Below are 26,678 nucleotides of genomic sequence, written 5' to 3'. Positions count from 1 at the left end.
GTGCGTGGCACAATAGCCACTATGACTCGTATCACTATGACCACGCGGGAGCGATTCCGCGAGCTGGCTGCTGACCACCGGGTCGTGCCCGTCATCCGTAAGGTTTTGGCCGATGGCGAGACCGCGCTGTCGGCATACCGCAAGTTGGCAGCCGACCGTCCTGGCACGTTCCTCCTGGAATCGTCGGACGTGGGGCAGTCCTGGTCGAGGTGGTCGTTCATCGGCTGTGGGTCCCGCGCGGCACTGACCGTGGACAAGGACGGCAACGCAGCCTGGATTGGCAATGCCCCGAAAGGCGCGCCGGAGGGTGGAAATCCCCTGGACGCCGTGCGAGATACCCTGGCCCTGTTGCACACCGAGCTGCCGTTTGCGGCGGATGCCTCGGTGCCGAAGCTGACCTCGGGGCTGGTCGGATACTTCGGTCACGATACGGTGCGTTTTATCGAGCCGCAATTGCCGGACAGCACCGACAACGACCTGGAAATCCCGGAGCTGATGCAGCTTCTGGTCGAGGACTTGGCCGCCTTCGACCATCACGAGGGAGTGCTCTGGCTGATCTCTAACGCGGTGAACTGGGACGGCTCCGATGAGCGGATTGACCAGGCCTACGACCGCGCTTGCAGCAGAATCGACGCTATGGTCGATCGCCTCAGCGAGCCCTCGTACCTGCGGCCCGCGGAGGTTAGCTTTCCGCAGCCCGTCTTCCGACGCCAGCGCGCCGCTGAGGAGCACATGCGTCGCATCGAGGAGTGCAAGGAGCACATCCGCGCCGGAGACGCTTTCCAGATTGTGCTTTCCCAACGCTTCGAGATGGACACCGAGGCCTCCGCATTCGACATCTACCGAATCCTGCGGACGTCTAATCCGAGCCCTTACATGTTCCTGCTGAACGTCCCGACGAAGGACTTTGCGGACACGGCCTTCCAGATTGTCGGCTCCTCCCCAGAATCGCTCGTGGCGGTCTCCGGGCGCGACGTCATCACCAACCCGATTGCGGGTACCCGCCCGAGAGGCGCCACCGTCGAAGAGGACAACGCCCTCGAGCGCGACCTTCTCGCCGACGAGAAGGAAAACAGCGAGCACCTGATGCTGGTGGACCTCGGCCGCAACGATCTCGGCCGCGTCTGCGCCCCGGGCACGGTCAAGGTGCACGACTTCCGCCATATCGAGCGCTACAGCCACGTTATGCATCTGGTTTCCACCGTCACCGGCACGCTTGCCGACGACGCCACCGCCGTTGACGCGTTTGCGGCCACGTTCCCCGCGGGAACGCTCTCCGGGGCGCCGAAACCCTCGGCGCTGTCGATTATCGACAAGTTCGAGGACACCCGCCGCGGCGTCTACGGCGGCACCGTCGGCTATTTCGACTTCCGCGGCAATACCGACCAGGCTATTGCCATCCGGACCGGAGTGAAGAAGGGCGGTACGGTGTATGTTCAGGCCGGAGGTGGAATCGTCAACGATTCTGACCCTTTGGCGGAAGACGAGGAGACTCGGAATAAAGCGGCCGCGGTGCTGCGTGCGGTCGCAGCCGCCGAGACTCTGACACCAGTGGAAGGGAACTAGTCAACCGATGAAATCGAAGATGTTTGCCTCGGGCGGCCTGATCGCTCTCGGGGCGGTGGGCATGTGGCTATCCAGCCGCATGTCGTGGCTGACCGTGGAGACCTTTGATGACAAGTCGGGTGCTGCAGCCAACGGCATCGTAGGTGCTGTATGGGCGCCGGAGATTCAGTCGATTGGCCTGGCACTAATCGCCGGTGTCGTCGCCACCCTGATTCTGGGGAAGCTAGGGCGCCGGGTCGTCGGCGTTTTGAGCGCCGTCCTAGCCGTGGTTGCATCTTGGTCCCCGATGATGTTGCTGTCCGGGGGCGAAGAGGGCGTCGATAAGCAAAGGGCTTTGGACCTGCTGACCTCGGGCAGCGCCTCTCAGCGTGCGAACGCGCCGGTGACCGTGGCGGATTGGGCTCAGGTCGAGGCGGTCCATATTCATTCAGCAGGACCTGCCCTAACTTTGCTGTGCTGCGCAGTGGCGCTGCTGGGCGCGGTGGTGATGATTCGCCGTCCCGGCGAGGTGAAGAAGCAAAAGTCCAGTGCCTATGAGACTCCGGAGGTGCGCCGCGAGCGCATTGCGGAGGACCTGGAATCGGACCCGCAATCGGGCCGAGTTCTGTGGGATGCTCTGGACGCGGGCGTGGACCCAACTGATTTGGACGAGAACGCGGCTGGTTCGGACAAGGCACGAACCCGCGATGTAAAAGGGAAGTAGGTCGGATCACCATGGCTAACGTTCTAGACGGCATCATTGCTGGAGTTCGCGAGGACCTCGCCGCCCGCGAGGCGAGGATTTCCTACGAGGAGATTAAGGAGCTCTCCCGCAAGGCCCCCTCTCCGATTGACGCTGTGGCGGCCCTCGGCAAGCCCGGCGTGCAGGTCATCGCGGAGGTCAAGCGCGCATCCCCGTCGAAGGGAGAGCTCGCTGAGATTGCCTCCCCGGCGGAGCTGGCGGCGGAGTATGAAAAGGGCGGCGCCGCCGTCATCTCGTGCCTGACTGAGCAGCGTCGCTTCCAGGGCTCGTTGGCGGACCTCGATGCGGTTCGCCGTGCGGTGAATATTCCTGTGCTGCGCAAGGACTTCATCGTCACCCCGTACCAGGTCCACGAGGCCCGCGCGCACGGTGCCGACCTGGTGCTACTGATGTGCTCGGCGCTGGACCAGCCGACTCTGGAATCCCTCCTGGACCGCACTGAGTCGCTGGGCATGAACGCTCTGGTCGAGGCGCACACCGAGGAGGAGGTCGAGCGCGCCGTTGCCGCCGGGGCGAAAATCCTGGGTGTCAACGCCCGCAACCTCAAGACCCTCGAGGTCGATCTGTCGGTGTTTGAGCGCCTGGCGCCGACGCTGCCGGACAGCGTCATCAAGGTTGCTGAGTCCGGTGTCAAGGGCCCGGAGGAGCTGCGCTACTACGCCTCCCACGGTGCCGACGCTGTGCTGGTTGGCGAGGGGCTCGTCACCGCTGGTCACCCAGGTGAGGCTTGCCGACGGCTCGTTGCCGCGGGTGTGCATCCCACTGCGACCGGTAACGGGTCTTAGTTTTTTCGCCCTGATGCTCCCGCGCGGGGTGGGAATAGTCCACAATGGTTACTTGTGAGTGACCACGATTTCAAGAACCAGGATGTCCGCGGCGACCGTTTGCCCACGATGGGCGAGGTCGTTGCGCAGTCGACGAAACACGAGCCGGATTCTCTCGGGCACTGGGGCCAGTGGGGCGGCCAGTACGTCCCGGAAGCGCTGATGGCAGTGATTGGCGAGGTCACCGATGGCTATGCGAAGGCGCGAGTCGATCCGGACTTCCTCGACGAGTTAGACCGTCTGCAGCGCACCTACGTCGGTAGGCCATCGCCCCTGTATTTCGCGTCGAAGTTCTCCGAGGCGATTGGCGCCGAGGTGTGGTTGAAGAGGGAGGACCTGAACCACACCGGTAGCCACAAGGTCAATAACGTGTTGGGCCAGGTGCTGCTGGCCAAGCGCATGGGCAAGCGCAACATTATCGCTGAGACCGGCGCCGGCCAGCACGGCGTGGCCACGGCTACGGCCTGCGCCCTGCTTGGCCTGAATTGCCGCATCTATATGGGCAAAGTCGACGCGATTCGTCAACGCCTCAACATCGCCCGCATGCGCCTTCTCGGCGCCGAGGTCATTGAGGTCGAGGTTGGTTCTAAGACGCTGAAGGATGCCATCAACGAGGCGATGCGCTACTGGGTCTCGCACGCCGATGACACCTACTACTGCTTCGGTACCGCTGCGGGCCCGCACCCCTTCCCGACGATGGTCCGCGATTTCCAGCGCATCATCGGAGCGGAGGCACGCCAGCAGATTCTGGCCGAGACCGATTCGCTTCCCGACGCCGTGATCGCCTGCGTGGGTGGCGGTTCGAACGCCATCGGAGCGTTCCACCACTTTATCGACGATGAGTCTGTGCGCCTGATCGGCGCGGAAGCTGGAGGTGACGGCGTTGAGACCGGCCGGCACGCCGCGCCAATCGCAGCTGCGGGAAACCCGGGCGTTTTCCAGGGCTCCTTCGCTGCGCTGATGCAAAACGAGGACGGCCAGATTATTGAGTCGCATTCGATTTCGGCCGGCCTGGACTACCCGGGTGTTGGACCCGAGCACTCCTTCCTGGCCGATACCAAACGCGCAACCTACGTCCCCGTGACCGACACCCAGGCAATGGAGGCCTTCCGCGACCTGTCTCGCATGGAGGGAATAATCCCGGCTATTGAGTCCGCGCACGCGGTTGCCGCTGCGCGCCTAGTGGCCGACGAGATGCGTGCGGAACTCGGGCGCAAACCGGTCATTATCGTCAACGTTTCGGGCCGAGGAGACAAGGACGTCGATACCGCCGCTAAGTGGTTCGGGCTGATGTCCAGTGATGAAAATGCCGATGTGGATGGTGCCGCTGTTCAGCGCGCCGATGGGGAGGATTCCTAAATGAGTCTCAGTGACGTTTTCGAAAAGGTACGTGCGGAAGATCGCGCGGCGTTCATCGCGTATCTGCCGGCGGGCTACCCGACGACGGAGAAGTCGATTGAGAATATCGATACCTTGGTGAAGGCGGGCGCTGACCTCATCGAGGTTGGTCTGCCGTTTTCTGATCCGATGATGGACGGACCAACCATCCAAGAGGCTGCGAATGTCGCCCTTGAGGCCGGATTCCGCACCCGCGAGGCAATGCGTGTCGTGCGCGAGGCCACCGAGCGTGGCGGCACCTGCGTGGTGATGAGCTACTGGAACCCCATCCTGCAGTACGGGCCGGAGAAGTTTGCGGAAGATCTCGCCGCGGCTGGTGTCCGTGGCACCATCATCCCGGACCTAATTCCGGAGGAGGCCGGTCGTTGGCGGGCCGCCGCTGAGGCCAATGGCCTGTCGAACATCATGTTGGTTGCGCCTTCGTCGACTAACGAGCGTTTGCAGCTAACCGCGAACGCCTCGACCGGTTTCGTTTACGCAACCAGCCACATGGGCGTTACCGGCGCGCAGAGCAGCGTCGACTCGGCGGCCGCCGAGCTGGTTGCCCGGACCCGGGAGGTCACCGATACTCCGGTGTGCGTCGGCCTGGGAGTGTCCAACGGGGCGCAGGCCGCTGAGATTGCACAGTTCGCCGACGGCGTTATCGTCGGCTCGGCGCTGATCAAAGCCGCGGCCAAAGGCACCGAGGAGCTGGCGGCACTGGGTCGCGAGCTGTCGGCCGGAGTACGAGGGGAGATCAACTAATGAGCGCATCCCTGGTGGCGGCGGAGTCTGCGACCATGTACCTGGCTAATATCCCTTCGCCTCCTCAGGGAGTGTGGCACATCGGCCCGCTGCCCATCCGCGGCTACGCCATCTCGATTCTGGTTGGCGTTCTCATTGGCATCTATTGGATGCAGCGTCGTTACGCGGCCCGCGGAGGAAACCCGGAGTTGGTACTCGACATCGCAATCGCAGTGATCCCGGCAGGAATCATCGGCGGTCGCCTCTACCATGTGGCCACGGACTGGCCGAAGTACTTTGGTCCGGGCGCTAACCCCTGGGACGTATTCAAGATCACCAATGGCGGTCTGGGCATTTGGGGAGCCGTTGTTCTAGGCGTGCTGGCTGCGTGGGCCGTGACGAAGTTCCGCGGTGCGCCTTTCGCCCCTGTTCTGGATGCGGCCGCTCCGGCAATCGTCCTCGGACAGGCAATCGGGCGACTGGGAAACTGGTTCAACCAGGAGCTCTACGGTGGTCCGACGACACTGCCGTGGGGACTCGAAATCTATCAGCGCGTCGACGAATTCGGCCGGGTCGCCCCGGTGACAGGTACCTCGACGGGCATGGTTTTGGAGGTCGTGCACCCGACCTTCCTCTACGAGATGGTGTGGAACATCCTCGCCTGCTTGGTCATCGTGTGGGCTGATAAGAAGTTCCGCCTCGGTGGCGGCCGGGTGTTCGCGCTCTACGTCGCCCTCTACACGCTGGGGCGCTTCTTCGTGGAACTGATGCGTGTCGACGAGGCGACGCTGGTCTTCGGCGTCCGTATCAACAACATCACGTCACTGCTCGTATTCGTCGGGGCACTGATTGTCCTTTGGCTGTTGCGGTCCAGTCAGCGCGAGCCGGAAGCTTACGTTAAGGGTGCTGACGGTCACACTGTAGTAGAGGAAGTCAAAACTGACACGCGCAGCTGACGCGGGAGCCCATAAAGGGTTAGGCTTGTACTCGTGCTTAGACGAACCAAGATCGTATGTACCCTAGGTCCCGCTGTTGCCTCCCTCGAGGGCATCACGGGACTTGTCAACGCCGGTATGGACGTTGCGCGTTTGAACTTCTCCCACGGTGAGCACGAGGATCACGCTCAGAATTACCGCTGGGTGCGTGAGGCCTCGGATGCGACTGGCCACGCAGTCGGTGTCCTGGCGGACTTGCAGGGCCCGAAGATTCGCCTGGGGCGGTTCAAGGAAGATGCCACCTACTGGGCGGACGGCGAAATCGTCCGCATCACCGTCGATGATGTTGAGGGAACGCATGACCGCGTTTCCACTACCTACAAAAACCTCGCCAAGGACGCTAAGCCGGGCGACCGACTGCTGGTCGATGACGGCAAGGTTGGCCTCGAGTGCGTCGAGGTCGATGGAAACGACGTCGTCTGCCGCGTCATCGAGGGCGGCCCGGTGTCGAACAACAAGGGTGTGTCCCTGCCAGGCATGAACATCTCCGTGCCGGCTCTGTCGGAGAAGGACATCCGCGACCTGCGCTTTGCTCTGAATCTGGGCGTCGACTTTATCGCACTGTCCTTCGTTCGTTCGCCTTCCGACGTGGAGCTGGTCCACGCGGTAATGGACGAGGAAGGCCGCCGGGTCCCGATTATCGCCAAGCTGGAGAAGCCGGAGGCCATCGAGTCTCTCGAGGCGATTATCCTGGCTTTCGATGCCATCATGGTGGCCCGTGGTGACCTCGGTGTGGAGGTTCCTCTGGAGGACGTGCCGCTGGTTCAGAAGCGCGCCATCCAGATTGCCCGCGAAAACGCTAAGCCGGTCATTGTCGCAACGCAGATGCTCGACTCAATGATTGTCAACTCCCGCCCGACCCGCGCTGAGGCCTCCGATGTGGCCAACGCGGTTCTCGACGGCGCTGACGCAGTGATGCTCTCGGGCGAGACGTCGGTCGGTAAGTTTCCGCAGGTAACCGTCCAGACTATGGCCCGCATCGTCACGGCAGCCGAGCGCGACGGCGAGGTTCCTGCGCTGACCCACATGCCGCGGACCAAGCGTGGTGTCATCTCCTACGCCGCTCGCGATATCGGAGAGCGTCTGAATGCCCGCGCTTTGGTCGCGTTTACTACCTCGGGCGATACGGCTCGTCGCGTGGCACGCTTGCACTCTCGCCTTCCTCTGCTGGCGTTCACCCCGGACCAGAAGGTGCGTTCTCAGCTTGCGCTGACCTGGGGTGCTGAGACGTTCCTGACCCGCAAAGTGGATAACACCGATGAAATCATGCAGGTCATTGATGAGCAGCTCGTGAATATGCCGGAGTACAACATCGGCGACACCTTGGTCGTCGTCGCCGGTACTCCTCCCGGAAACGAGGGCAACACCAACATGATTCACGTCCACATGATTGGTGAGGATGCCCGGTAGAGCTAAACATTGAGGGCACACCGAGCCTAAAGGAACAAGAAAAATCCCCTAGGAAGTAGTCTTCAGCTGAGATAGTCAGCTGTCGGCTACTCCTTGGGGGATTTTGCTTATTTCGATTCAGTTCAGCATGGCTGAGATTGAGGGATGCGGGGCTCGGTTGCGTTAGTTCTTAGCGAGGTAGGCCAGTACCGCGGACGCTGCCGCCGTCGTCGTGCTGTGGACAGTCGGTTCGAAGTCGGGCAGGAAGTTTGGCATGTGGTTGGAGGGAATGTCTTCTACGACGCGATCAGCGCTGACTGCGGCATCCCACTGATCGCGCGGGGTTGCGCCCACGGTCCAGTAAACGTACGGGCTGCCCAGGGCGCGGGGGATGTTGGAGAAGTCCTCGGAGGCGGTCCACGCCTGAGCGTCGACGGATTCGTCGCCGAATACGGCATCGAAAACGGGGCGAATTCTCTCGAAGGCTTCCGAGGAGTTATCGGTGACCTCTCCGTGGTCGGAGTAGTCGATGACCGGTTCGATGTCAGTTCCCGATGCCATGCACTCGCCTCGGACTACGCGCTCGATTCCGCCGATTAGCTTCGCCCGGACCTCGTTGGAGTAGTACCTAATATTCAACACGATGCGGGCCTGGCCCGGAATCGTGTTGTTCGAGTTCCCGGACTGCAGAGTGCCCACGGAGATGACCCCGAACTCCGACGGAGGAATCTCGCGACCGACGATTCCCTGGAGCCGCAGCACGATGGCTGCTGCCAGGTATGTGGAATCGACCGAGTTGTGAGGCATGGAACCGTGCGCGGAACGGCCGTGCAAGGTAATGCTGATTGTGTCGCAGCCGGCCAGAGCTGGGCCGGGCATACTCATAACGCGGCCGGCCGGGCCAGGGACTACATGCTGACCGAAGCACACATCCGGGGTTGGGATCAGCGTCGCCAGCCCGTCGTCGACCATCGCCTGCGCGCCACTGGCGAGCTCTTCCGAGGGCTGGAATAGCGCAATGAAGGTGCCCGACCACTCGTCGGAAAGCTTGGCCATGACGGTGGCCAGCCCGAGGCCTGCTGTCATGTGCATGTCGTGGCCGCAAGCGTGCATGACTGAGGTCTGGGAACCATCACGGGCGGTACCGGTGGCGGTGGAGGCGAAGTCAAGGCCTGTGGCTTCCTCAACCGGAAGAGCGTCGATGTCCGCGCGGAACAGGACGACCGGTCCCGGCCCGTTTTCCATGACCCCGACCACTCCGTGGCCGCCGACGCCCTCGTGAACCGTGAACGTGCCCAACTGGCGCAACATCTCCGCGATGTATTCGGCGGTGTTCGCCTCAGCCATGGACAGCTCCGGATGCTGGTGAAGGTGACGGTAAGTGTCCTTCTGCCAGCTCAAGTCGACTGTGTGGTTGCGAATCAATTCCGCCACACGGTTTGCGGAGTCACTTGCGGTCTCGGAGGGGGTGGAATGGGATTGGGCCACGGTGGGAAAAGATCCTCTCTGGTGCTTTCGTGTTTAAGGTTTTCAGGTCGGCGGCATTTAGCTCAGACGCGCATCGTCCTCGACCAGCGGATTGTACTTCAGTGAATTAGGAAGGCACTGGCATTCGGTAGCGATGTGGATGCTGTCGCTGATGTGCCCGGTGCGACGCAGCTCGTACATCTTCGGAACTACCCGGTCACGCAAATCCCATGGCGAGATGGTGTTGAGGTAAATCTTCGTGCCTTCCTCGAAACCGGCGAGGTTGGAAGTACGCCACTTAATCATCACGCGCCAGGGCATGCGAACATCAAGGTCAACCGGGCGGTGGTGCCATTCCTCATTACACGGGATATCCGGGCCCGCAGCGGCGTGACAGGCGTGAATCAGGTCAGACATGGCATCGATCTCAGCGCGGGTCTGTTTCCACGGCTCACAAATCGCGGACTTCGAGAAAATCTCCAGCGTCGGATACCTGTGGCCGAAGCCTGCAAACGCCACGGCGTGCTCATTCTCGGCGATGATGAGATTGCGCCTAGCCGCGTAATCCACCGCGTACTCGTTGTAGGCATTCGGGTTCTCGCGCACGAGGTCGACCTCGGCCTCGAGCTGCTCACCGTGCTCGTCAATGGCGACCAGCTGCTTGTGCAGGTGGTCGAAGCTGGCGCCGGCTGGCTTCAACCAGTTTTGGAAGGCAACGACGTAGCGCACGTAGCGGTTTTTCCGATAGAGATCCGCGATGGACTCGACGGTGAAGTTTGTCAGCGCTCGGTGCTCCATCACGCTGAGAGTGCCGGAGGAAGCCAGCTGATTGTCCAGTGTCGCCCCGTCTGTGAAATGACGACGGGCAATAATGACATCGTGCCCGCCGGCGAAATAACCGGGCGCGCGGGTAAGCAGCTCCTCGTCGGAAAGCGTGTTGACCTCCTCAGCCGGGCGGCCGGCCGCACGCAGGCGGGTGCGCACAATGGCGAGGACATGCTCTCGACCGGCAGAATCGGCGAGGTATTCCTCCATCCGCTGCTGGGTCTCGCGGTCGGGGGAGAAGCCGTAGTTTTCCTTCCAATAGTCGTAGGTGACGATTTCGAAGAGGTTCGGGACTCGGCGGAACTCCGCGGTCGAATCCTTCAGCTGCCCTGGGAGCAGACCAGTAATAGTGCGGAAGCCGCCGGGCTCGGTGTCGTCGCGGACCACGCGGGCCTTCTCCGGCGGGGTTTGCAGGAGATTGTCGGAGCCAAAGGAATCCCGAGCGGTGAAGTCCTCCGGCTTCAAAGGCTGCGGATCGTCATGCTTAATCCCGAGCGGTCGGTTCCCTCGCCCTGGAACCGTCCACACCTGGGTGCCGGAGAAGGGGTTGACTTGCTTGACGGTGCCGTCGGCAAGCGTGACAAGGGGATTCGAATTAGCCTGCATGAGACCCACATTACGTCCAATGCTCGCCCCAGCGCTGCCCGAGCGCTGCCGGAGCTCTGTTCGAGCGCTGCGTTAGCGCCGCCTGAGCCTCCTTCTGCCTGGCTGCCCGGCTGTGGCCCGGGCGCACCGAATGCGTTGCCAGCACACCGTGGATTAGGTTAGCCTAACTCTTATGTCGACGATTGTTTTTAACTGCCTTGTCAAGCCGGAGGAGGCGGGCAAACTCGCAGAAGCATTCTCCGCGAAGCTCTCTGAGTTCGCCCGCGCCGGGCGAGTAGAAGATGTTCAGGTGCAACTGGAGGAGGGGCTTGCCGACGAGCAACTGGTCTCTCAGTGGGAGAAGGAAAATCCGGACGAGTCCCTGGGGGACCGTCAGGTCTACAAGTATGTCCTTCGTCTTCAGATGCGTGGCGGATCGCTCAATGAACTAGCTATGGACCTGTCTGAGCTTCTTACCCCGCGGGCTGATTTGCCCCCGGATCCCGTCTTGCGGGAATTCGACGAGATGCTTGAAGCTGTTGCGACGTACCCATGGAATGTCGCCGTATTTAGGTAATTTACTTCCAGTTTTTACGTAAAAACCGTGTGAACTGGAAAGAAATACACTGTGTGGACGGGTGTAATTACTAAAAGCATCAGTTTTGGTTAGCCGGTGGAGTTGTATACTAAGCGAGACTTTATGGTCAGCACTTGCCCCGTTCTTGCGCACACAACCTGTGTCACTGGGTTTCGTTAGCCACTCGCGGCCCACAGCCGCGGCCATCGATTCCGCCGTGGGCGTAAAAAGGTTTCGCAGAGAGGTTAATTTTGAATATCGAGCAGAAGGTTTCGGGCTTTTATAACCAAATTCTTACCCGAAACGCCGGAGAACCAGAGTTCCACCAGGCAGTCGCAGAAGTTTTGGAATCTCTGAAGATCGTCCTGGAGAAGGATCCGCATTACGGTGACTACGGCCTGGTTCAGCGTCTGTGCGAGCCGGAGCGTCAGATTATCTTCCGTGTCCCGTGGGTTGATGACCAGGGTAAGGTCCAGGTCAACCGTGGCTTCCGCGTTCAGTTCAACTCTGTCCTCGGCCCGTACAAGGGCGGCCTGCGCTTCCATCCGAGCGTGAACCTGGGCATCATCAAGTTCCTGGGCTTTGAGCAGATCTTCAAGAACTCCCTGACCGGCCTGCCCATCGGCGGCGGCAAGGGCGGCTCCGACTTCGACCCGAAGGGCAAGTCCGAGCTGGAAATCATGCGCTTCTGCCAGTCCTTCATGACTGAGCTGCACCGCCACATCGGCGAGTACCGCGACGTCCCGGCCGGTGACATCGGCGTCGGCGGCCGCGAGATCGGCTACCTGTTCGGTCAGTACCGCCGCATGGCCAACCAGCACGAGTCCGGCGTTCTCACCGGTAAGGGACTGACCTGGGGCGGTTCGCTGGTGCGCACCGAGGCAACCGGTTACGGCTGTGTCTACTTCACCGAAGAGATGATGAAGGCCAACGGATCCTCCTTCGACGGCGCCAAGGTCATCGTTTCTGGTTCCGGCAATGTTGCTATTTACGCGATTGAGAAGGCTCAGGAGCTGGGTGCTACTGTTGTCGGTTTCTCCGACTCCTCCGGTTACGTCTCCACCCCGAACGGTGTCGATGTCGCACTGCTGAAGGACGTCAAGGAGGTCCGACGTGGTCGCGTCGCTGACTATGTCGCTGAAGCTGAGGGGGCCGAGTTCCACGAGGGCGGCAACATCTGGGAGCTCAAGGCCGATGTCGCGCTTCCGTGTGCAACCCAGAACGAGCTGGACGGCGAGTCCGCGAAGCTCCTGGTCAAAAACGGCTGCCGCTTCGTCGCCGAAGGTGCGAACATGCCGTCGACTCCGGAGGCCATCAGCGTCTTCCAGGAGGCTGGTGTCCACTTCGCTCCGGGCAAGGCCGCCAACGCTGGTGGCGTTGCTACCTCCGCCCTGGAGATGCAGCAGAACGCTACCCGTGACTCCTGGTCCTTCGAGTACACCGACGAGCGTCTCAAGGGCATCATGAGCAACATCTTCAAGAACTGCGAGAAGACCGCTGCCGAGTACGATCACGCTGGTGACTACGTTGTTGGCGCGAACATCGCCGGCTTCAAGAAGGTTGCTAACGCAATGCTCGCCCAGGGCGTCATCTAGCTTCGCCTGACTCAGGCGCCGTCTCGTGCGCCTTTTATAGAGGTGCTGTAAAAGGCACCCCGAGCCCACGCTGATAAACTTCCGAATCATGGTTGTGTCGGTGTGGGCTTTGGCATTGATTGTCGTAACCGTCCTCGTCGGAGCGCTAATGCAGCGCGTTTCGGGGATGGGGTTGGGTCTTATCGGGGTACCTGTTCTCGCACTAATCGTCGGCCCGGTCGCTGGTGTGCTCATCATTAACGTGCTCGCCACCGTCAACGCGATCTTCCAAGCCATTTCTGTTCGCGAAAACATCGACTGGAAGAAATTCTGGCTGATCGGCCCCGTTATGGCCGTCGGCGCGCTGCCGGGAGCGTGGGTCGTCCACAATACGCCTCCTGGGCCGCTGCAAGCACTGGTGGGTGCTCTGGTTCTGGCAGGACTCCTAGTTACCACTTATATGCCCAATCAGATGCGTGTCGACGGCCCGCAGTACGCCATGGCCGCCGGCGTTGCGGGCGGTTTCATGAACACGCTCGCGGGGATTGCCGGCCCCTCGATTACCGTCTACGCGCAGGCGACCCGCTGGCCACAGCGCACCTTCGCAGCAACCCTGCAGCCGCTGTTTTTCGTCTCCGGCGCGATGTCCCTGGCGTTTAAGGAAATCACCGCCGACGAGTCGATTTTCACCACCACGCCGGTAATTTTGTGGCCCCTGGGCATTGTGGCGCTTCTTGGTGGTATCGCCCTGGGCACCCGGATTTCGCGCCGCATCTCTGCGCCTCGTGCACGGCGTCTCGCCCTGGTGCTCGCCGCAACCGGCGCCGCGACCATTCTTGTTCGTGGCATCGCCGAGATGCTTGTTTAATCGCTTCGACTTGTTCGGAGCGTCGGGAAGCAAAAAAACGGCGCCCCTGGGGGAGCGAAATCTCCCCGGGCGCCGTTGTTTAGACCCATCGCACTCCCGCATCGCATACGACGCGGGAGTATTTTCTACTTCAGCAGTGAGGACAGGAAGTCGCGTGTGCGCTGGTGCTGCGGGTTGCCCAGGACCTCGTCCGGGGTTCCGTGCTCTACCACAACACCGTCGGCCATGAACACGACCTGATCGGCGACCTCGCGGGCGAATCCCATCTCGTGGGTGACCACGACCATCGTCATGCCGTTGTCCGCCAGGCCTCGCATGACACCGAGGACTTCGCCGACCAGCTCGGGGTCGAGGGCGGAGGTGGGCTCGTCGAAAAGCATCAGCTTCGGGTCCATGGCGAGCGCGCGGGCGATAGCGACTCGCTGCTGCTGTCCGCCGGAGAGCTGGACAGGGTAGGCATCGGCCTTGTGCGCTAGCCCGACGGTCTCCAGGAGCTGCATAGCGCGGTCCTGGGCCTCCTTCAGCGGCACGCCCTTGACGTGGACCGGAGCCTCGGTGATGTTGCCAAGCACGGTGCGGTGCGGGAAAAGGTTGAAGTTCTGGAACACCATGCCGATATCGCGACGTTGCTGGGCAGCGTCAGCCTCGGAGATCTCGTAGAGAGTTCCGTTTTTCTCGCGGTATCCGATCAGGGAGCCGTCGACGTAGAGGCGGCCGGCATTGACCTTCTCCAGATGGTTGATGCAGCGCAGCAGGGTGGACTTGCCAGAGCCGGAGGGGCCGATAAGGCAGGTCACGGTTCCGCGCGGGACCTTCAGGTCGATACCCTTAAGAACCTCGAGGCGGCCGAAGCTCTTGCGAACCTTCTGGGCCTCAACCATCAAATCTTTGGTTGTCATTACTGTGGATCCTCTCGGTAGAATCGCTCTTCCTCTTTGTCAACGACACGGGTGTTTGCCAGGGGGATTCCCTCGGCGTCGGCAAGCGCGGCGAGCTGGCGGGCGGTGAGCTGGCGGGTGGCGCCGCGGGCGAAGTAACGCTCCAGGTAGAACTGGCCGACCATCAGAATCGAGGTGATGACCAGGTACCAGGTCGCGGCGACCAGCAGCATCGGCACGGGAAGGAAGAGGGCGTTGGCGATGTCGGTGGAGCGGCCGTAGAGCTCCAGCGAGAACGGCACTGCGATGACCAGCGAGGTGGTCTTCAGAAGGGAGATGAACTCGTTGCCTGTCGGCGGGATGATGATGCGCATTGCCTGGGGAAGGACAGTGCGGCGAACGGTCTGCCACCAGCTCATGCCGAGGGCCTTCGAGGCCTCGGTCTGGCCTTCGGGGACGGCCTGGATACCGGCGCGGACAATTTCGGCCATGTAGGCGGCCTCGTTCAGACCCAGCCCGACGAACGCGAGAATGAAGGTGTTCGACAGGGTCTCGCTGAGGTCAATCTCGGTGAACCCCAAGTTGACCGACGTGTAGATGGTGCCCAGCAGGCCCCAGAAGACCAGCTGGACGTAGACCGGGGTGCCTCGGAAAATCCACAGGTAGAACCAGGAAACCGTCGACAGAACCGGGTTATCGGACATGCGTAGTACCGCGATAATGGCGCCGCCGACGATGCCGATGAGCATCGCTAGAATGGTCAGCGCCATAGTCCACCCAGCCGCGGCGGCAATGCGGGTGTCCAGGAGGTACTGCAGGTACACGTCCCAGTGGTAGGCCTCGTTGCGGGCGGCACCGATGATGAACCACACGAACAGCGCCAGCAGAATTGCGGCGGTGATCCAGCGGCCCGGGCGCGGTAGCGGTTTGGCCTTAATCTCTTCCTTTAGTTCTGCCTGGGTTGCCTCGTAGCGGCCGCCCGACACAGATGAGTCGCTCACTTAAGTTCCTCTCCATTCAGTGTGGCGCTTTTTAAGGCACCGTCCTCAAGGCCCCAGGTCTTCAGGATCTCCTGGTACTGGCCGTTGTCAATCAGGTATTGCAGGGTCTTCGCCAGCAAAGGGCCCAGCTCGGAGTCCTTCGGGACGGGGAATCCGAACGGTGCGCTGTCGTAGATGCCACCCGCGAGTTCGAGCTTGCCCTCGGAACGGTTAACCGCGTAGGCGCTGACGGGGGAGTCGGCGGCCAGTGCATCGGCCCGGCCGAGGACCACGGTCGTCGCGGCGGTACCCGCGTCCTGGTAGGCCAGTTTGTTGATCCCCGGCAGACCGCGGTCGAGGCATTCCTGGTGCTTGATCGGCAGGTCATCGGTATCGGCGACGGTATTGCGCTGCACCGCGACGGTCTTGCCGCAGAAGTTGTCCGAGCTGGCATCGTTGCCGGGGCGGCGGGCCCACTGCAGGCCCGTGTCCAGGTAGTCGATGAAGTCGTAGGTCTTGCGGCGTTCCTCATTGGAGGTAAAGCCGGAAACGCCGAGGTCGACTGCGCCAGCGGAAATCGAGGGCAGAATTAGCGAGAAGTCCTGTTCCTGCACGTCCAGGTTCAGGCCCAGTACGCTCGCCATAGCGCGGGCGAGGTCGATATCGAAGCCGATGATCTTGCCGTATGAATCCTTGAATTCCGCCGGCGCGAACGTTGGGTTCGTGCCGATGCGCAGGATTTCACGGGCGCGGATCTCCTCTGGCACCTGCGCGGCCAGTTCCGGGACGATTGCCGGCTTGATCTCTGACCAGCCCTCGGGGTTGCCGCTTTCGTCATTTGTGACGCAGCCTGCCAACCCCAGGGTCAAAGTCGCGGTCAGCGCGGCAGCCGCCACTGAGATGGGTCTTTTCATAACTGAAGATACTACCTAGTCAGTTGGAATCTTTAAGCATTGGCTCAGGTTCGGGTTAGAAAAATCCGCGCCGCTGTGAAGACCCTTCGCTTGCCGACGGTCAGATAGTCGCACCCGAGCTCGAATCATTAAGGGCCGCCTGGCGCACGGCTTCGCTCACTGCAGGCATGACCCTCGGATCCAGCGGGGAGGGGATGATTCGGTCCGGTGCGAGGTCGTCGATACCGATCTGTGCGATGGCATGGGTGGCCGCGAGCTTCATGGTCTTCGTAATGCGCGTTGCGCCGGCTTCGAGTGCGCCCTTGAACAGGCCTGGGAATGCCAGGACGTTATTGATTTGGTTCGGCTGGTCGGAACGGCCCGTCGCCACGATCGCGCCGTATTTGTGAGCGATGTCCAGTGGGACCTCAGGAGTGGGGTTGGCAAGGGCAAATATAATAGCGTCCTTTTCCATCCGGCTAATCTGCTCCTCTCCGAGGCGGCCGGCGGAGACGCCGATGAAAACGTTGGCACCGTCGAGAGCGTTGTCAATTGCGCCCTGCAGCTGGCGAGGATTGGTCATCTGCGCGACCCACTGCTTGATTTCGCTCAGCGGCTCGCGGTCCGGGTGGATGATTCCTCGAGAGTCGACCACGACTATGTCCTGCACACCGGAGGCCATCAGCATCTTCGTAGCTGCGACGCCGGCTGCGCCCGCGCCCGAGATGACTACGCGCAGGTCCTTGAAGTGGCGGCCGGTCAGCTTGCAAGCGTTGATGAGGCCAGCAGCGATGACGATTGCAGTGCCGTGCTGATCGTCGTGGAAAACGGGGATATCGAGAGCCTCATCGAGGCGGCTTTCAATCTCGAAGCAGCGGGGCGCGGAGATGTCCTCCAGATTAATTCCGCCGAACGACGGCGCCAGGGCCTTTACCGTTGCGATGATCTCCTCGGTGTCCAGGGTATCCAGGACGATCGGCACCGCAGAGATTCCGGCGAACTGTTCGAAGAGCTGGGCCTTTCCCTCCATTACGGGAAGGGCGGCCTTTGGGCCGATGTCGCCGAGCCCCAGGACTGCGGTGCCGTCCGAGATGACGGCGACGTTTTTGCCGGTCCAAGTGTACTTACGGGAGAGTGCGGGGTCGTCGTGGATGGCCTCGCAGACCCGGGCGACACCGGGGGTGTAGCCGATGGAGAGAGCACGCTGGTTATCCAGCTTCATGGTGGAGCGCGTGCGGATCTTGCCGCCTTCGTGCGCGGCGAAGATTTCGGCATCGGTAATCGGAGTTTCGGTGCCCTGGTCAGAAGGGAGTTCGGAAACGGGGTGCAGTGCAGCGGAAGTCATTTTTAACAGTCCATCGATGTCGTGAGGGGACGTTTCGGCGAGGCCCGGGGTGATCTCGGCAGAGCCTGAACGAAAAGTCAGGAACACTCGACTGTGGCAAAAGCTGCGGGGTGTGCAGTGCGCGTAGCCGGGGAGCGGGACTGAAATATGGTGTATTTAAACATCAATCCTGCTATGTGGGATACGTATCTCATTTTATTGAGTGGGTGTCACGGAAAAGAAATTTTTCGAGCTCATTGAGACGGAGGTAACAGTCCTGTAGGTGGACTGGGGTTGTGCGAAAAACAGAAAGGACCAAGCAGAAAAGTTCTGCCTGGTCCTTTTTCCAGTTGTGCCCCCGGTGAGACTCGAACTCACAAAAATTACACCCTAAAAACGCGCTGACCTGCTTTAATGCTATGCGCTACCGCGTTTTTGGCTCACTTTTGGCTCACCTAGCTTCAAGTGAGCAACTTCCATCGCATCCGCCACCACGTCCAAGTCCCCATCGAACAAATCAGCGTATGTATCCAAAGTCATCGCCGCAGACGCATGCCCCAGCTGACGCTGCACAACCTTCACCGACGCCCCCGACGACACCAACAACCCCGCCGCCACATGCCGCATCCCATGCACCGTCACCACCGGAAAACAAGAATCCGCCGCACGAACACGCTCCAGCGCACCATGGAAAAACGACCCATGCCCCGGCAACCGCAACGGACCACCATCCGCGCCGGGCCACACGAACTCATCTGCACCCCGGCCCGCGATAATCGGCTGCAGCAAATTGCACACGAAACGCGGAATGGCGATACTCCGGCTCTCATGACTCTTCAATGACCCGATCTCAACCCGACTGCCGACGGTCACTGCGGCCCGCTGTAAAAACGCTCGCCGACCACTCAAATTCATATCCCCAACTTGTAGGCCGGCCAACTCCGACCACCGAACACCCGTCGTCGCCAAAAACCACACAATCGCCGGTTGACTCGACTCATCGGCCAGAGTCCGCACCTGCTCCATCGTCAAGTACACCTTCACCGGCGTTGGTTTACGCGGCAGGCGCACACCCTTCGCTGGATTCACCGCCACGCACCCGTCATCAACTGCTAAATCGAAAATTTGAGAAAGCGCGTTGTGGGCGCGCCGGGCTGAGGTGGCGCCGAGGGGGAAGGTGCTGATCCATTCTTGGATTTCGGAGCGTCGGATACTGCCGACGGTGCGCTGGCCCCAGGTTGGTTTTACGTGGTTGGTCCAGACGCTCTTGATGGAGCGTAGCCCGGAGGGTTTGAGGTGGGTTTGCATGGCTAGCCAGCGCTCGCCGAGGGTATCGATGCGGGTGTTTTCTCTAGTCGGGTCTACCCAGGTTCCTTTGCGGCGGGCTGTGTTTTGGTCTTCGAGCCATGCTTGGGCGGCGATTTTGGTGGGGAAGCCGCGCTTGCGGGTGCGGCGGCCGTCGGGTCGTGTCCATTGGACTTCCCAGCGGCGTCCTCTCTTCGTGGTGTACGGGGAAACGGTGGCCATGGGTGCTCCTGCGCAGGTAATGCTATGGGAAGAATTATTGCTAGAGCTCAGCGATGCAATTGTGATTTTGGCGGGTTATCGCTTTTGATCTCGGAAAGTTGCAGCTCTCACTCGCTCCAGTTTTTCCATGTTCTCCGCGGTTAACGGATTGTTGGGGATTGCTTCGAACAGCGGTCGCTCTGAGTTGAGAATCTGAGAGTGGTTGAGATCGTCGATGGCGCGTTGGTATAGCCGTAGTTTTGACTCGTAGGTGAATAACCCTCGGGCTGCTTTTAATGGCTGCGAATTAGGTACCCAGTGGTAGCGGGAATCTTGAACGAGCTGGTACTCAATCGCTCGCTTGGCAAGCGCACAAATCCAATCGGCGAACTGTATGTTTGTCGACAACTCGCTGTCGATGTGCATAGGTGGTTCAACGATGCGTCTCATTTCCCGATAGTCGGATGCCCTACCTAGAATGTGGGCATACATGGTCGGTAACCGTTGAATGCGGGATTTTTCGTTGATTTGGTCCATCATGACGAGGACGTTCGAATCGTGAAAGTCGGCATGGCGTGCGATGCGGTTGAGGGTTTCTCGCATCGCTGTTTCCTCACGTTCTTTGAACTCTGTTGGGCCGCAATTTGTTTCTTTAGGGCTACCGGTCGGTTTTTCTTGTGCGTAATAGAAGAGGTTGCCGTTGAGCTGCCGGAGCTTCTTCATGAGCGAACCCAGAAGGCGTAGATTCTGTGGGCGTTCTTCGGCAACTAATGCGTAGAGAAGGTCGGAGCCCTTTTTCTCCCAGCGGCCGGGGTCCGTGTCAGATGGTATCTCGTTGCGGAAGAACTCTTTTTTGCGTTCTGCGAAGTATGCGCCTAGTTCACGGGCGTTTTCCTCCGGGATGATAAAACCCCCGTATCCGAAGGCTGGGCTGTCGCTGAAGCGTCGGTGGCTGGGGTGAATGAAGGCGCCTGTGCTTCCGATTTCGTCGATGTACGCGAGTAGCATGGATTCTTCTTCCTGCATCTAAAAAGCACAGGGACCCATGTGCTTCCGCACTGGGTCCCTGGAGTTGCTGCCCTGGGTATTCTTGCTTACGCTCAACCCTGGCTCACATTGGAGATAATACTGGCTGTTCCGGCTTCGCACAATCAGGGGGTGCCGCGTCCTGGTAGGCGGACCTGAAATCTGTAACAGAGCTTCCGCGATCCCTGTAATTACAGGCATCGGAGGGGGAGCACAGGCATTAGCCAGCAATCCATTCTGCGGCTCGTCCCGTTGTTAGCTCGAGGTCGGGAACACTGATTGAATCAGAGTAGATGACGGCTTCAGTGCCGATGTGTTGCTTGTGGGCTGTGTGCGCAATGGGAAAGCGTGCGGACCGAACATTGTTGTAGAGAACATCGGTGATTCGCGGGTCGTCGTCGTAGGTCAGCATCCATGGGGAGCGGGTCAATGCGAGCTTTTCCGCCAGACTCACGTGTGCCGATTCATCGAATGCGTGGAGATACAGCCCATCCCCCTGCACGATGTAGGGAGGGTCTGCGTAAATGAACACGTTCGAATCTAGCTCAGAGATTTCTTCGAGAAATTTGAGACCTTCGAGCTGTGTGACGTGGATTCTGTTGCTGAGTGGGGCGATAGCCTTAATTCTTTGGACTAGGCCGCCCTTGTTGTAACGGGCATCAATCTTCCATCTGCCGTTTTGTTCGAGTCCTCCAATCGGTCCGGCATGGAGTATCCCGGATCGGTTTGTTCGGTTGAGATAGAAGGTCGCAAAACCGAGGGGGAGGTCATCGCCGGTTTCGCCTGCATAGTAAATCTCGCGCTGTCGGTGCCATTCCTCAAGGTCGACGTTGGTTGCTTCGATCAGTGCGCAAAAATCCTCTGGAGCGGTGGTAATGCTTCGCCAGAAGGCTGCAATTCCGGGATTCAGGTCGTTGAGGTGGATTTCTTCGACGATGTCGTCGGTGAGCAGTTTCAACGCTGCGCCCGCACCCCCGGCGAAGGGTTCTGCGTAGTGGGCGGGGCGGGGTGTTTGGGCGTTGATGAGTCGCTGGAGGTAGGGGGCTAGGCGTGCTTTGCCTCCTGGGTATCGCAGCGGTGAAAGGTACCTCATGAGTCAGTATTATTGCGTAGTTTCTCGTTCATGGCCACCAGCTAGCTTCGTGTTGAGCGTTTCCAAATAGCTGGCGAAAAGGTCCCCGTCGTGAAGGATGTCTGAGCTGCTTGATCGTCGTTCTGCCGAGTGGACGCTTAACTGAAGTGAGTTTCCTAAACCGCGATTAAGTTCGGTAAAGAGCTTCTGATTAGCGGTGCACTTTTCGGCAGGGGGGTTAGTAGAGGATGAGGGATCCGCGTTCAAAAGGGCAGTTCTAATACGCTTGTTTAGGTTTCCTTTGGCTGAGAGGTTTCTCTGTTCGAGATAGTAACCCGTAGAAAGGTCAACAATGGTGCGCATTACTGTCGCGATGACTTCCGGATAAGTATTGATTCTTAACTTTGAAGTCTGTCGTACTAGGTCGTGAATCCGGTCGGGGAAAGCTGTGAGGTCTAAGCCACGGAAGACATGCGATTGAGATGGTTTGGAAACTTTTCTTTGCGGAATTGGGTGGCCGAAGTCGATTTCTTCCTGGTGCAAGTTCAGGGAAGAATTCGTGGGATATTTCGGGTTGTCCGTTTCTTTCTCAGTGACAGGCTCCGGCTTCGGCGGCATGTTGTGGTTGCTATGATTGTCTGGATTGGTGTCTTGGAGCTTTTCGCCAATACTCTCAGGCCATAACTCCTTGAACTCGTTGAAATAGTCTTCGACGTCTTCATTTTTATTCAATCTTCGTGACCAAGCGTCACCGTTGGGAGCATGATCTTTCGCCTGGTCAGAAATCAACTTTAAGGCGACGGGGAGAAGTGTTGCGTAAGGATATTGGGGGTTGATTTTTCCATGTTCGTACAGGACGCCAAGATAGCGATGAGCAAGCTTCTTTTTTAGAACTCGCTGCAGATTGGTGTACTTCTTCAGGGCTTTGTCCAGAGAAGCAGAAAGCTCTTCATGGTTCGGGAATGTCTCGTATAGGAATTCAACATAAGCTAAAGTGGCAGGGCACTTTTCGGGGTTATTCCGCTTTTCGACGTACTCTTGCATCATCGGCGTCCACCGTCGCACGCCACGGCCGGCGTTCCCTGATTCATGTTTTAGGGAAATCCATCGTTGAGCGGATTCTCTATCTGGTGCAATCGTAACTTCGACTTCCGAAATAGGAACCTGGGAGCTACTTTTCTTGATGAGGGTAACTTGCCGTCGATACTCGGCCAGCTCTGGCAAATGATCCGGAATTATCGAGGGATTAGCCCAAGCCTGTAGGCACGTTAGCCTTCGGTTTCCCTCGAGAACTATTGTGTTGCCGGACTCTTTGATACAGATAATGTTTTCTATCGGGTTAAGTCTGCCTGTAGCAACGATATCGTCGAGTAGCTCCATACATGCGTTGCCATCGACTAACAACATTCGCTCGAGAGGGCTATACCCGGTAAGTCGCGGGTCTGCTGTCCTCGGGTTTTCCGAGTCAAGGCTTAATTGGACGATGGGGAGGGACTCCCGGTTCCAACTCTGTACGTCGGTCATTCTTGGAGTACTCAAATCTATGCACCTTCCCGGTGATCGTTAAAACCGCTTATCCCATCCCCGGAATCAGCGTCAGGTGACGCCGCCGAATCACCCGCATTATCCGCGGCGTCCGTATGGGATGCTCGTCCTGCATCGTCTCGTTGATTCGATAGCGCCCCGCTACTGAAGAACATGTCGAGCATCTCGTCGGAGTGGACGCGCCGGGTCGTGGCGCTTTGCTCGATGCGTGCGACTAGCGAGTCTGGAAGCTCTCGGAGTCGACCGTGGCGCTCCTCAATCATCGCCGCTGGCATAGCTCCACCGACCCGCTCGGGAAAGGGCGCATGGCCGGCATCAGCGTAGAGACTCCGAATCATCACCCAATTGCCGGGGGAATGGAGTTCCCACACTGCGGGCTGCCCGTCGAGGGTGACGGCGAGCCGACGGGTGCTTTGCGTACCACCCATCTCATCCCACAGTCCGAACGCGTACCGCACTAGCCGCCCACGCCGCTCATCGTCCAACGCTGCAATAGCCCGAGGAAGCTCATCCACCGCCTGATCCAATACAACCCGCTGTACGTACCCGGGCAGCTGGTCGAGATCGCGGATCGACTGCCGCAACTCCGCAACCCCGCCTGACTCGTCGCTGTGTGTGCCGGGCCGGGTTGGTGGTTGCTTGCCGACGGCCTCTGTTTCCGTGGGTTGTTGTAGTTCGGTGGGTTCTCCGCCGTCGCGGATGGTGTCGAGGCTGCCGGGTGCCCATTGGAGGGCGCGTTCGATGCCAGCCGCAGTCAAGGCTTTGACTTTGGTTGCTTCCGAGCGCTCAAGCTTGCCGATTGTTCGAACCGTTACCCCGGCGAGCTCTGCCACGTCTGACTGCGTCAGGTTGAGTGCCAGACGTCGCTGTTTCATTGCATTGCCGAGGAGTTTCATACCCCCATTGTGGCAGGAACTTTGAGGAATCAAAACCTGGAATATGGCGACTGTTTCCCCTGGGTGGAAGGAAAATCAAACTGGTAATTCCAGTAGTGTTGTTCCGATTTGAAGTGCATATTCATTAAGGTTCCCCCCGATTCCTGGTTTATTTATTGATGGATTCCTACTGGTTCCTATATGGTAGGAATCAACGATAGGAACCAAGAGGAATTAGGAGGTGAGTAAATTGGGGAATGCAAATGCACCAGTAGCACAGCGAGACTGGGTACAGGTTGGCGCTGCTTTAGCGAACTTCCGTGAACTCCGAGGATTGCGCCAGGCAGATTTTTCGAGGGAACTAGGCGTGTCAACACCATACTTGCGCAACATCGAAGCGGGGCGGAAGAAGCTCACAAACGTGCTCCTAGCCCGCGCAGCAGAAATCCTCGCAGTCCCACAAATCGCAATCATGCGACCCCGACCAGACCAAACCGTCTACCCGGACATCGACTACAAGGACCCAACCCACCGCCGACGCATCACCTACAGCACCGAATACCAAGCCGCTTAACCAGCAAGGCAGCAAGACACCACAGCGCGTCGGGCACTGAGGAAGGTGCCAGGCAAGAACACCGTCGACAAGCGAAAGGAGGAGCTAATCATGGCCTGGAAAAGGGAAGATGATGCCCTCAAAGGGATTGACCCTACGAGCGTTGAGACGGATGTGTTTTGCCACATCAGGCTCAAGCACAAGTTCGTCATTGACATCGAACACGATGCAGCCGTCAGTTTCATCCATGACATGAAGAAGCTGCTCGACAAGGACTTCATCAGCCGGGATCTCGGCCCCACAGAAATGCGGCTTCGCGAACATTACGTGCGAATCCTTGGTGATGTGCTCACCGCTCTTAGTGACGACTCCGGGCACGAAGTTAGCCACATCGATTTCGAGATAACTCCCGTCATCAATGTCCGGTGCGCATATAGAGACCAGCATTCCCTCGTGAAGCCCATCGTTCAGTGCCTTGAAGACGCTGCCAAGAATCGAGTCTTTGACAGACAAACGGAACGAGACGAACGGGGAGAAGGACAAGAAACCCATGACAGCTCCTAACTAGTGCATATCTAGAAAGTTTAATCGCCGGGCACTGGGGAAGGTGCCGGGCAACAACCGTCGACAAACGAAAGGAGGAAGCAGCGATGAAGTACATGGATTTAGCCAACGCTAGAGGCCAACTGCGTCAACGAATGTTAACCAGACTCCATGACAGTGGCCTAAGCCAGTACCTAGTCATCAACGATGAAGAGTTGCTCGAACAACTCGATGGTCTTACTGAGATACATTTCTGCGTTGGCCATTCGGTCATCGAGGCTCCAAACGCCGTAGCTGCGGGGAATGCGCTGAACCCAGTCGGCTACATCGAATTGGAGACGCCAAGTGATATCTACTCCGTCATTCGAGTTGAGTTCGACGCCGCGGCGGAGCGCGATCCACGCGGCTTTCAACTCCTCATCACTCCGGATGAAAGCCTCGAACTGATTGCATACACCACAGCGCGAGGCGTCGATGGCCGGGCTGTTGGAATTGACCTGCAGCTCGATAATGCGCCACACGAGGCAATGCCCACGTCGATGGCGGTCAATTCGGGCGAGATCATGAATCCACCACAGCGCACTTCCGCTGAATCCTCCGGTGGCGTGATAGGGCTGCGTGCGTTCAATGGCTCGGCGAATCCTATCGGAAACCCCATAGGTATTGCACGAAGCGAAAGCATCGGCAGATCTGCACAACGGGTAGGAAATCCGGCCGGCATTTGGCGGAGGGTCCAACTTGGTTTCTCGGACAACGATTTCGTACATCAGCCCATCGAGAGCGGCACGAAGTTGGTACAGCCACTCTCCGAAGATGAGGGACAACTCGGTTGGCACAGGTGCGGTCGCATGGAGGCGAAAGGAACGGATATCGCCGTCGCCTACAACCCGGCGCTCAATCGGATTCGCCTTCAGATGTTCGGCACCAAGACTCCGCAGCTCGTGGCGGTGCGAAGCCGCTCGCTCTACTCGAGCTACGAGGCGCCTGAATTCGTTTTCACTCATGGACAAATCGTAACGGCTGACACTAATCCAACTGCGTCAATAAAACCAGATCAGTAAAGGGGAGCACACATGGAATTAACAGCAGCAATCGGAAACACGAGAATCCACGCCACCGAAAGCGAAATCACAATCACCAACACGGACAACGACACGTCAGTGTCGATTCCTTACCGGGCAGTCGGCACCGTTACCGAAGTGTTGGAGCTCGCAGATAGGTGTCGCACTCCTCTTCATACATGGGCACCCAGAGCAGTCCCTTGGTCGGACACCAGCAAATTGGCGAAATAAGAAACGAAAAGGAGAACAGAAATGGGAACCGTCTCGCTAATCATCAACATTGTGTGCGCGCTCATAGCACTCGCAGCCGCGATTTACATCAAGCGCCTGAAGTAGGCACATTGACTGACTTGGTCTGCTTATCGCCGTCAGAGTCGACCCAACGGAGCTTGTATATCCCGCTAAACGGGAGCAGCACCTCGACGCGGTCACCGTGCTCGAGCCGTTCAGCAGTTCCATCACGCATAAAACGCTCTTGATCCTCGCGGGTCGGACGCACTTCAACATTGGTGATCGTCTCACCAGTGTCATTGACAACTACATAGAGCTTTCTATTCGAGTGTTCGAGCCGAACATTTCGCCGATTCGCCGACTCCTGCCTTTTGGCGATATCGGACATGACTCGTTGCGCTTCTGCGAGTTTCCGTTGGGCTTCAGCAGCAATCTCGGCACTTCGAGCTGCTCGATCAGAACTCTCCGCAGCCTCTTTCTGAGAGAGCTCCGCAGTTCTACGGGATTTCTTGGCTTCGAGTGCTTGCCACCCGGCGAACACGGCAGAAGCAACCGCGATGACATTACCAACTATTGCTGCGATATCCATGACTACCAGCATAAAGGCAGATAAATAAATACAGCCCGAATGGTTACTCAGAGGTTCGATTCCTCTGCC

25 protein-coding genes are annotated in these 26,678 nt (G+C 59.2%); 11 read left to right on the top strand and 14 right to left on the bottom strand.

Going from position 1 to position 26,678, the window contains the following annotated elements:
- The first annotated feature begins 21 nt into the window (after positions 1-21).
- From CLAC_RS07425 to pyk, 7 genes are all read left to right on the top strand, one after another.
- Positions 22-1,566 (top strand): anthranilate synthase component I, encoded by a 1,545-nt coding sequence (locus CLAC_RS07425; RefSeq protein WP_053412363.1) that lies wholly within the window; start codon positions 22-24, stop codon positions 1,564-1,566.
- A gap of 7 nt (positions 1,567-1,573) precedes the next feature.
- Positions 1,574-2,269 (top strand): TIGR02234 family membrane protein, encoded by a 696-nt coding sequence (locus CLAC_RS07420; RefSeq protein ID WP_053412362.1) that lies wholly within the window; start codon positions 1,574-1,576, stop codon positions 2,267-2,269.
- An 11-nt stretch (positions 2,270-2,280) separates the two neighbouring features.
- Positions 2,281-3,093: an indole-3-glycerol phosphate synthase TrpC gene (gene trpC / locus CLAC_RS07415; protein WP_053412361.1), complete on the top strand. Its 813-nt coding sequence runs from the start codon at positions 2,281-2,283 to the stop codon at positions 3,091-3,093.
- A gap of 108 nt (positions 3,094-3,201) precedes the next feature.
- Positions 3,202-4,491: a tryptophan synthase subunit beta gene (gene trpB / locus CLAC_RS07410; protein ID WP_053413340.1), complete on the top strand. Its 1,290-nt coding sequence runs from the start codon at positions 3,202-3,204 to the stop codon at positions 4,489-4,491.
- On the top strand, positions 4,492-5,274 hold the full coding sequence (gene trpA / locus CLAC_RS07405; RefSeq protein WP_053412360.1) for a tryptophan synthase subunit alpha: 783 nt from the start codon (positions 4,492-4,494) through the stop codon (positions 5,272-5,274).
- Positions 5,275-5,309: 35 nt separating this feature from the next.
- Positions 5,310-6,209 carry a prolipoprotein diacylglyceryl transferase gene (lgt, locus tag CLAC_RS07400; RefSeq protein WP_082313548.1) on the top strand — a complete coding sequence of 300 codons (900 nt, stop codon included), beginning with the start codon at positions 5,310-5,312 and terminating at the stop codon, positions 6,207-6,209.
- Between the two features lie 33 nt (positions 6,210-6,242).
- The gene (gene pyk, locus CLAC_RS07395; protein WP_053412358.1) at positions 6,243-7,658 is read left to right on the top strand and encodes a pyruvate kinase; all 1,416 of its coding nucleotides are present in this window, start codon (positions 6,243-6,245) and stop codon (positions 7,656-7,658) included.
- A 162-nt stretch (positions 7,659-7,820) separates the two neighbouring features.
- Here pyk and CLAC_RS07390 read toward each other — a convergent pair whose 3' ends face one another.
- Both CLAC_RS07390 and CLAC_RS07385 read right to left on the bottom strand, forming a co-directional pair.
- On the bottom strand, positions 7,821-9,071 hold the full coding sequence (locus CLAC_RS07390) for an amidohydrolase (protein ID WP_245622027.1): 1,251 nt from the start codon (positions 9,069-9,071) through the stop codon (positions 7,821-7,823).
- Between the two features lie 111 nt (positions 9,072-9,182).
- Positions 9,183-10,535 (bottom strand): DUF4921 family protein, encoded by a 1,353-nt coding sequence (locus CLAC_RS07385; protein ID WP_053412356.1) that lies wholly within the window; start codon positions 10,533-10,535, stop codon positions 9,183-9,185.
- A gap of 172 nt (positions 10,536-10,707) precedes the next feature.
- Between CLAC_RS07385 and CLAC_RS07380 the strand changes: the two genes are divergently transcribed.
- The 3 genes from CLAC_RS07380 to CLAC_RS07370 all read left to right on the top strand — a co-directional run bounded on the left by CLAC_RS07380 (position 10,708) and on the right by CLAC_RS07370 (position 13,533).
- The gene (locus CLAC_RS07380) at positions 10,708-11,091 is read left to right on the top strand and encodes a hypothetical protein (RefSeq protein ID WP_053412355.1); all 384 of its coding nucleotides are present in this window, start codon (positions 10,708-10,710) and stop codon (positions 11,089-11,091) included.
- Between the two features lie 251 nt (positions 11,092-11,342).
- Entirely contained in the window at positions 11,343-12,686 is a 1,344-nt protein-coding gene (gdhA, locus tag CLAC_RS07375; RefSeq protein ID WP_053412354.1) for an NADP-specific glutamate dehydrogenase, read from the top strand.
- 88 nt (positions 12,687-12,774) lie between these two features.
- Positions 12,775-13,533, top strand: coding sequence for a sulfite exporter TauE/SafE family protein (locus tag CLAC_RS07370; RefSeq protein WP_053412353.1), 759 nt, complete (start codon positions 12,775-12,777; stop codon positions 13,531-13,533).
- Positions 13,534-13,658: 125 nt separating this feature from the next.
- Here CLAC_RS07370 and CLAC_RS07365 read toward each other — a convergent pair whose 3' ends face one another.
- The 9 genes from CLAC_RS07365 to CLAC_RS07325 form a co-directional block, all read right to left on the bottom strand.
- Positions 13,659-14,432 carry an amino acid ABC transporter ATP-binding protein gene (locus tag CLAC_RS07365; protein ID WP_053412352.1) on the bottom strand — a complete coding sequence of 258 codons (774 nt, stop codon included), beginning with the start codon at positions 14,430-14,432 and terminating at the stop codon, positions 13,659-13,661.
- Positions 14,432-15,397: an amino acid ABC transporter permease gene (locus tag CLAC_RS07360; RefSeq protein ID WP_425388818.1), complete on the bottom strand. Its 966-nt coding sequence runs from the start codon at positions 15,395-15,397 to the stop codon at positions 14,432-14,434. Before CLAC_RS07360 ends, CLAC_RS07365 begins: the two co-directional genes overlap by 1 nt.
- Before the next feature lie 11 nt (positions 15,398-15,408).
- Positions 15,409-16,305 carry an ABC transporter substrate-binding protein gene (locus CLAC_RS07355; RefSeq protein ID WP_053412350.1) on the bottom strand — a complete coding sequence of 299 codons (897 nt, stop codon included), beginning with the start codon at positions 16,303-16,305 and terminating at the stop codon, positions 15,409-15,411.
- Positions 16,306-16,405: 100 nt separating this feature from the next.
- On the bottom strand, positions 16,406-17,629 hold the full coding sequence (locus CLAC_RS07350; RefSeq protein WP_053413339.1) for an NAD(P)-dependent malic enzyme: 1,224 nt from the start codon (positions 17,627-17,629) through the stop codon (positions 16,406-16,408).
- Between the two features lie 396 nt (positions 17,630-18,025).
- A complete protein-coding gene (locus CLAC_RS07345) occupies positions 18,026-19,135 on the bottom strand; it encodes a site-specific integrase (RefSeq protein ID WP_053412349.1) in 1,110 nt (369 codons plus the stop codon).
- 75 nt (positions 19,136-19,210) lie between these two features.
- Positions 19,211-20,122: a DUF3800 domain-containing protein gene (locus CLAC_RS07340; RefSeq protein ID WP_053412348.1), complete on the bottom strand. Its 912-nt coding sequence runs from the start codon at positions 20,120-20,122 to the stop codon at positions 19,211-19,213.
- Positions 20,123-20,360: 238 nt separating this feature from the next.
- Positions 20,361-21,233, bottom strand: coding sequence for a DNA adenine methylase (locus tag CLAC_RS07335; protein WP_053412347.1), 873 nt, complete (start codon positions 21,231-21,233; stop codon positions 20,361-20,363).
- Positions 21,234-21,242: 9 nt separating this feature from the next.
- A complete protein-coding gene (locus tag CLAC_RS07330; protein ID WP_156324800.1) occupies positions 21,243-22,592 on the bottom strand; it encodes a hypothetical protein in 1,350 nt (449 codons plus the stop codon).
- A 161-nt stretch (positions 22,593-22,753) separates the two neighbouring features.
- On the bottom strand, positions 22,754-23,632 hold the full coding sequence (locus CLAC_RS07325; RefSeq protein WP_211255348.1) for a helix-turn-helix domain-containing protein: 879 nt from the start codon (positions 23,630-23,632) through the stop codon (positions 22,754-22,756).
- Between the two features lie 241 nt (positions 23,633-23,873).
- On the opposite strand from CLAC_RS07325, the gene CLAC_RS12360 reads away from it, so the two are divergent.
- Positions 23,874-24,206, top strand: a complete 333-nt coding sequence (locus tag CLAC_RS12360; protein WP_082313228.1) for a helix-turn-helix domain-containing protein — start codon at positions 23,874-23,876, stop codon at positions 24,204-24,206.
- Between the two features lie 84 nt (positions 24,207-24,290).
- Here the strand turns inward: CLAC_RS12360 and CLAC_RS07315 are convergent, their stop codons facing one another.
- The 3 genes from CLAC_RS07315 to CLAC_RS07305 form a co-directional block, all read right to left on the bottom strand.
- The gene (locus CLAC_RS07315) at positions 24,291-24,737 is read right to left on the bottom strand and encodes a hypothetical protein (RefSeq protein ID WP_053412343.1); all 447 of its coding nucleotides are present in this window, start codon (positions 24,735-24,737) and stop codon (positions 24,291-24,293) included.
- A gap of 185 nt (positions 24,738-24,922) precedes the next feature.
- Positions 24,923-25,732: a hypothetical protein gene (locus CLAC_RS07310; RefSeq protein ID WP_053412342.1), complete on the bottom strand. Its 810-nt coding sequence runs from the start codon at positions 25,730-25,732 to the stop codon at positions 24,923-24,925.
- A gap of 376 nt (positions 25,733-26,108) precedes the next feature.
- Positions 26,109-26,609, bottom strand: coding sequence for a hypothetical protein (locus CLAC_RS07305; protein WP_053412341.1), 501 nt, complete (start codon positions 26,607-26,609; stop codon positions 26,109-26,111).
- Positions 26,610-26,678 lie beyond the last annotated feature (69 nt).

This window comes from Corynebacterium lactis RW2-5, assembly GCF_001274895.1.
In the GTDB taxonomy this organism is placed as follows: Bacteria; Actinomycetota; Actinomycetes; order Mycobacteriales; family Mycobacteriaceae; genus Corynebacterium; species Corynebacterium lactis.
The sequence above is the reverse complement of the archived record's forward strand: the minus strand, read 5'-3'. Positions and strand labels throughout refer to the sequence as shown.

Excerpts from the sequence above, each read along its gene's own strand:
- CLAC_RS07350 (WP_053413339.1), bottom strand. The coding sequence starts at position 17,629 with ATGACTTCCGCTGCACTGCACCCCGTTTCCGAACTCCCTTCTGACCAG.
- CLAC_RS07305 (WP_053412341.1), bottom strand. The coding sequence starts at position 26,609 with ATGGATATCGCAGCAATAGTTGGTAATGTCATCGCGGTTGCTTCTGCC.
- CLAC_RS07370 (WP_053412353.1), top strand. The coding sequence starts at position 12,775 with ATGGTTGTGTCGGTGTGGGCTTTGGCATTGATTGTCGTAACCGTCCTC.
- trpA (WP_053412360.1), top strand. The coding sequence starts at position 4,492 with ATGAGTCTCAGTGACGTTTTCGAAAAGGTACGTGCGGAAGATCGCGCG.
- trpB (WP_053413340.1), top strand. The coding sequence starts at position 3,202 with ATGGGCGAGGTCGTTGCGCAGTCGACGAAACACGAGCCGGATTCTCTC.
- CLAC_RS07345 (WP_053412349.1), bottom strand. The coding sequence starts at position 19,135 with ATGGCCACCGTTTCCCCGTACACCACGAAGAGAGGACGCCGCTGGGAA.
- CLAC_RS07335 (WP_053412347.1), bottom strand. The coding sequence starts at position 21,233 with ATGAGGTACCTTTCACCGCTGCGATACCCAGGAGGCAAAGCACGCCTA.
- CLAC_RS07355 (WP_053412350.1), bottom strand. The coding sequence starts at position 16,305 with ATGAAAAGACCCATCTCAGTGGCGGCTGCCGCGCTGACCGCGACTTTG.
- CLAC_RS07310 (WP_053412342.1), bottom strand. The coding sequence starts at position 25,732 with ATGAGTGAAAACGAATTCAGGCGCCTCGTAGCTCGAGTAGAGCGAGCG.
- CLAC_RS07340 (WP_053412348.1), bottom strand. The coding sequence starts at position 20,122 with ATGCTACTCGCGTACATCGACGAAATCGGAAGCACAGGCGCCTTCATT.
- CLAC_RS07365 (WP_053412352.1), bottom strand. The coding sequence starts at position 14,432 with ATGACAACCAAAGATTTGATGGTTGAGGCCCAGAAGGTTCGCAAGAGC.
- CLAC_RS07425 (WP_053412363.1), top strand. The coding sequence starts at position 22 with ATGACTCGTATCACTATGACCACGCGGGAGCGATTCCGCGAGCTGGCT.
- CLAC_RS07325 (WP_211255348.1), bottom strand. The coding sequence starts at position 23,632 with ATGAAACAGCGACGTCTGGCACTCAACCTGACGCAGTCAGACGTGGCA.
- CLAC_RS07315 (WP_053412343.1), bottom strand. The coding sequence starts at position 24,737 with ATGGGTTTCTTGTCCTTCTCCCCGTTCGTCTCGTTCCGTTTGTCTGTC.
- trpC (WP_053412361.1), top strand. The coding sequence starts at position 2,281 with ATGGCTAACGTTCTAGACGGCATCATTGCTGGAGTTCGCGAGGACCTC.
- CLAC_RS07420 (WP_053412362.1), top strand. The coding sequence starts at position 1,574 with ATGAAATCGAAGATGTTTGCCTCGGGCGGCCTGATCGCTCTCGGGGCG.
- CLAC_RS07380 (WP_053412355.1), top strand. The coding sequence starts at position 10,708 with ATGTCGACGATTGTTTTTAACTGCCTTGTCAAGCCGGAGGAGGCGGGC.
- CLAC_RS07330 (WP_156324800.1), bottom strand. The coding sequence starts at position 22,592 with ATGGAGCTACTCGACGATATCGTTGCTACAGGCAGACTTAACCCGATA.
- CLAC_RS07385 (WP_053412356.1), bottom strand. The coding sequence starts at position 10,535 with ATGCAGGCTAATTCGAATCCCCTTGTCACGCTTGCCGACGGCACCGTC.
- lgt (WP_082313548.1), top strand. The coding sequence starts at position 5,310 with ATGTACCTGGCTAATATCCCTTCGCCTCCTCAGGGAGTGTGGCACATC.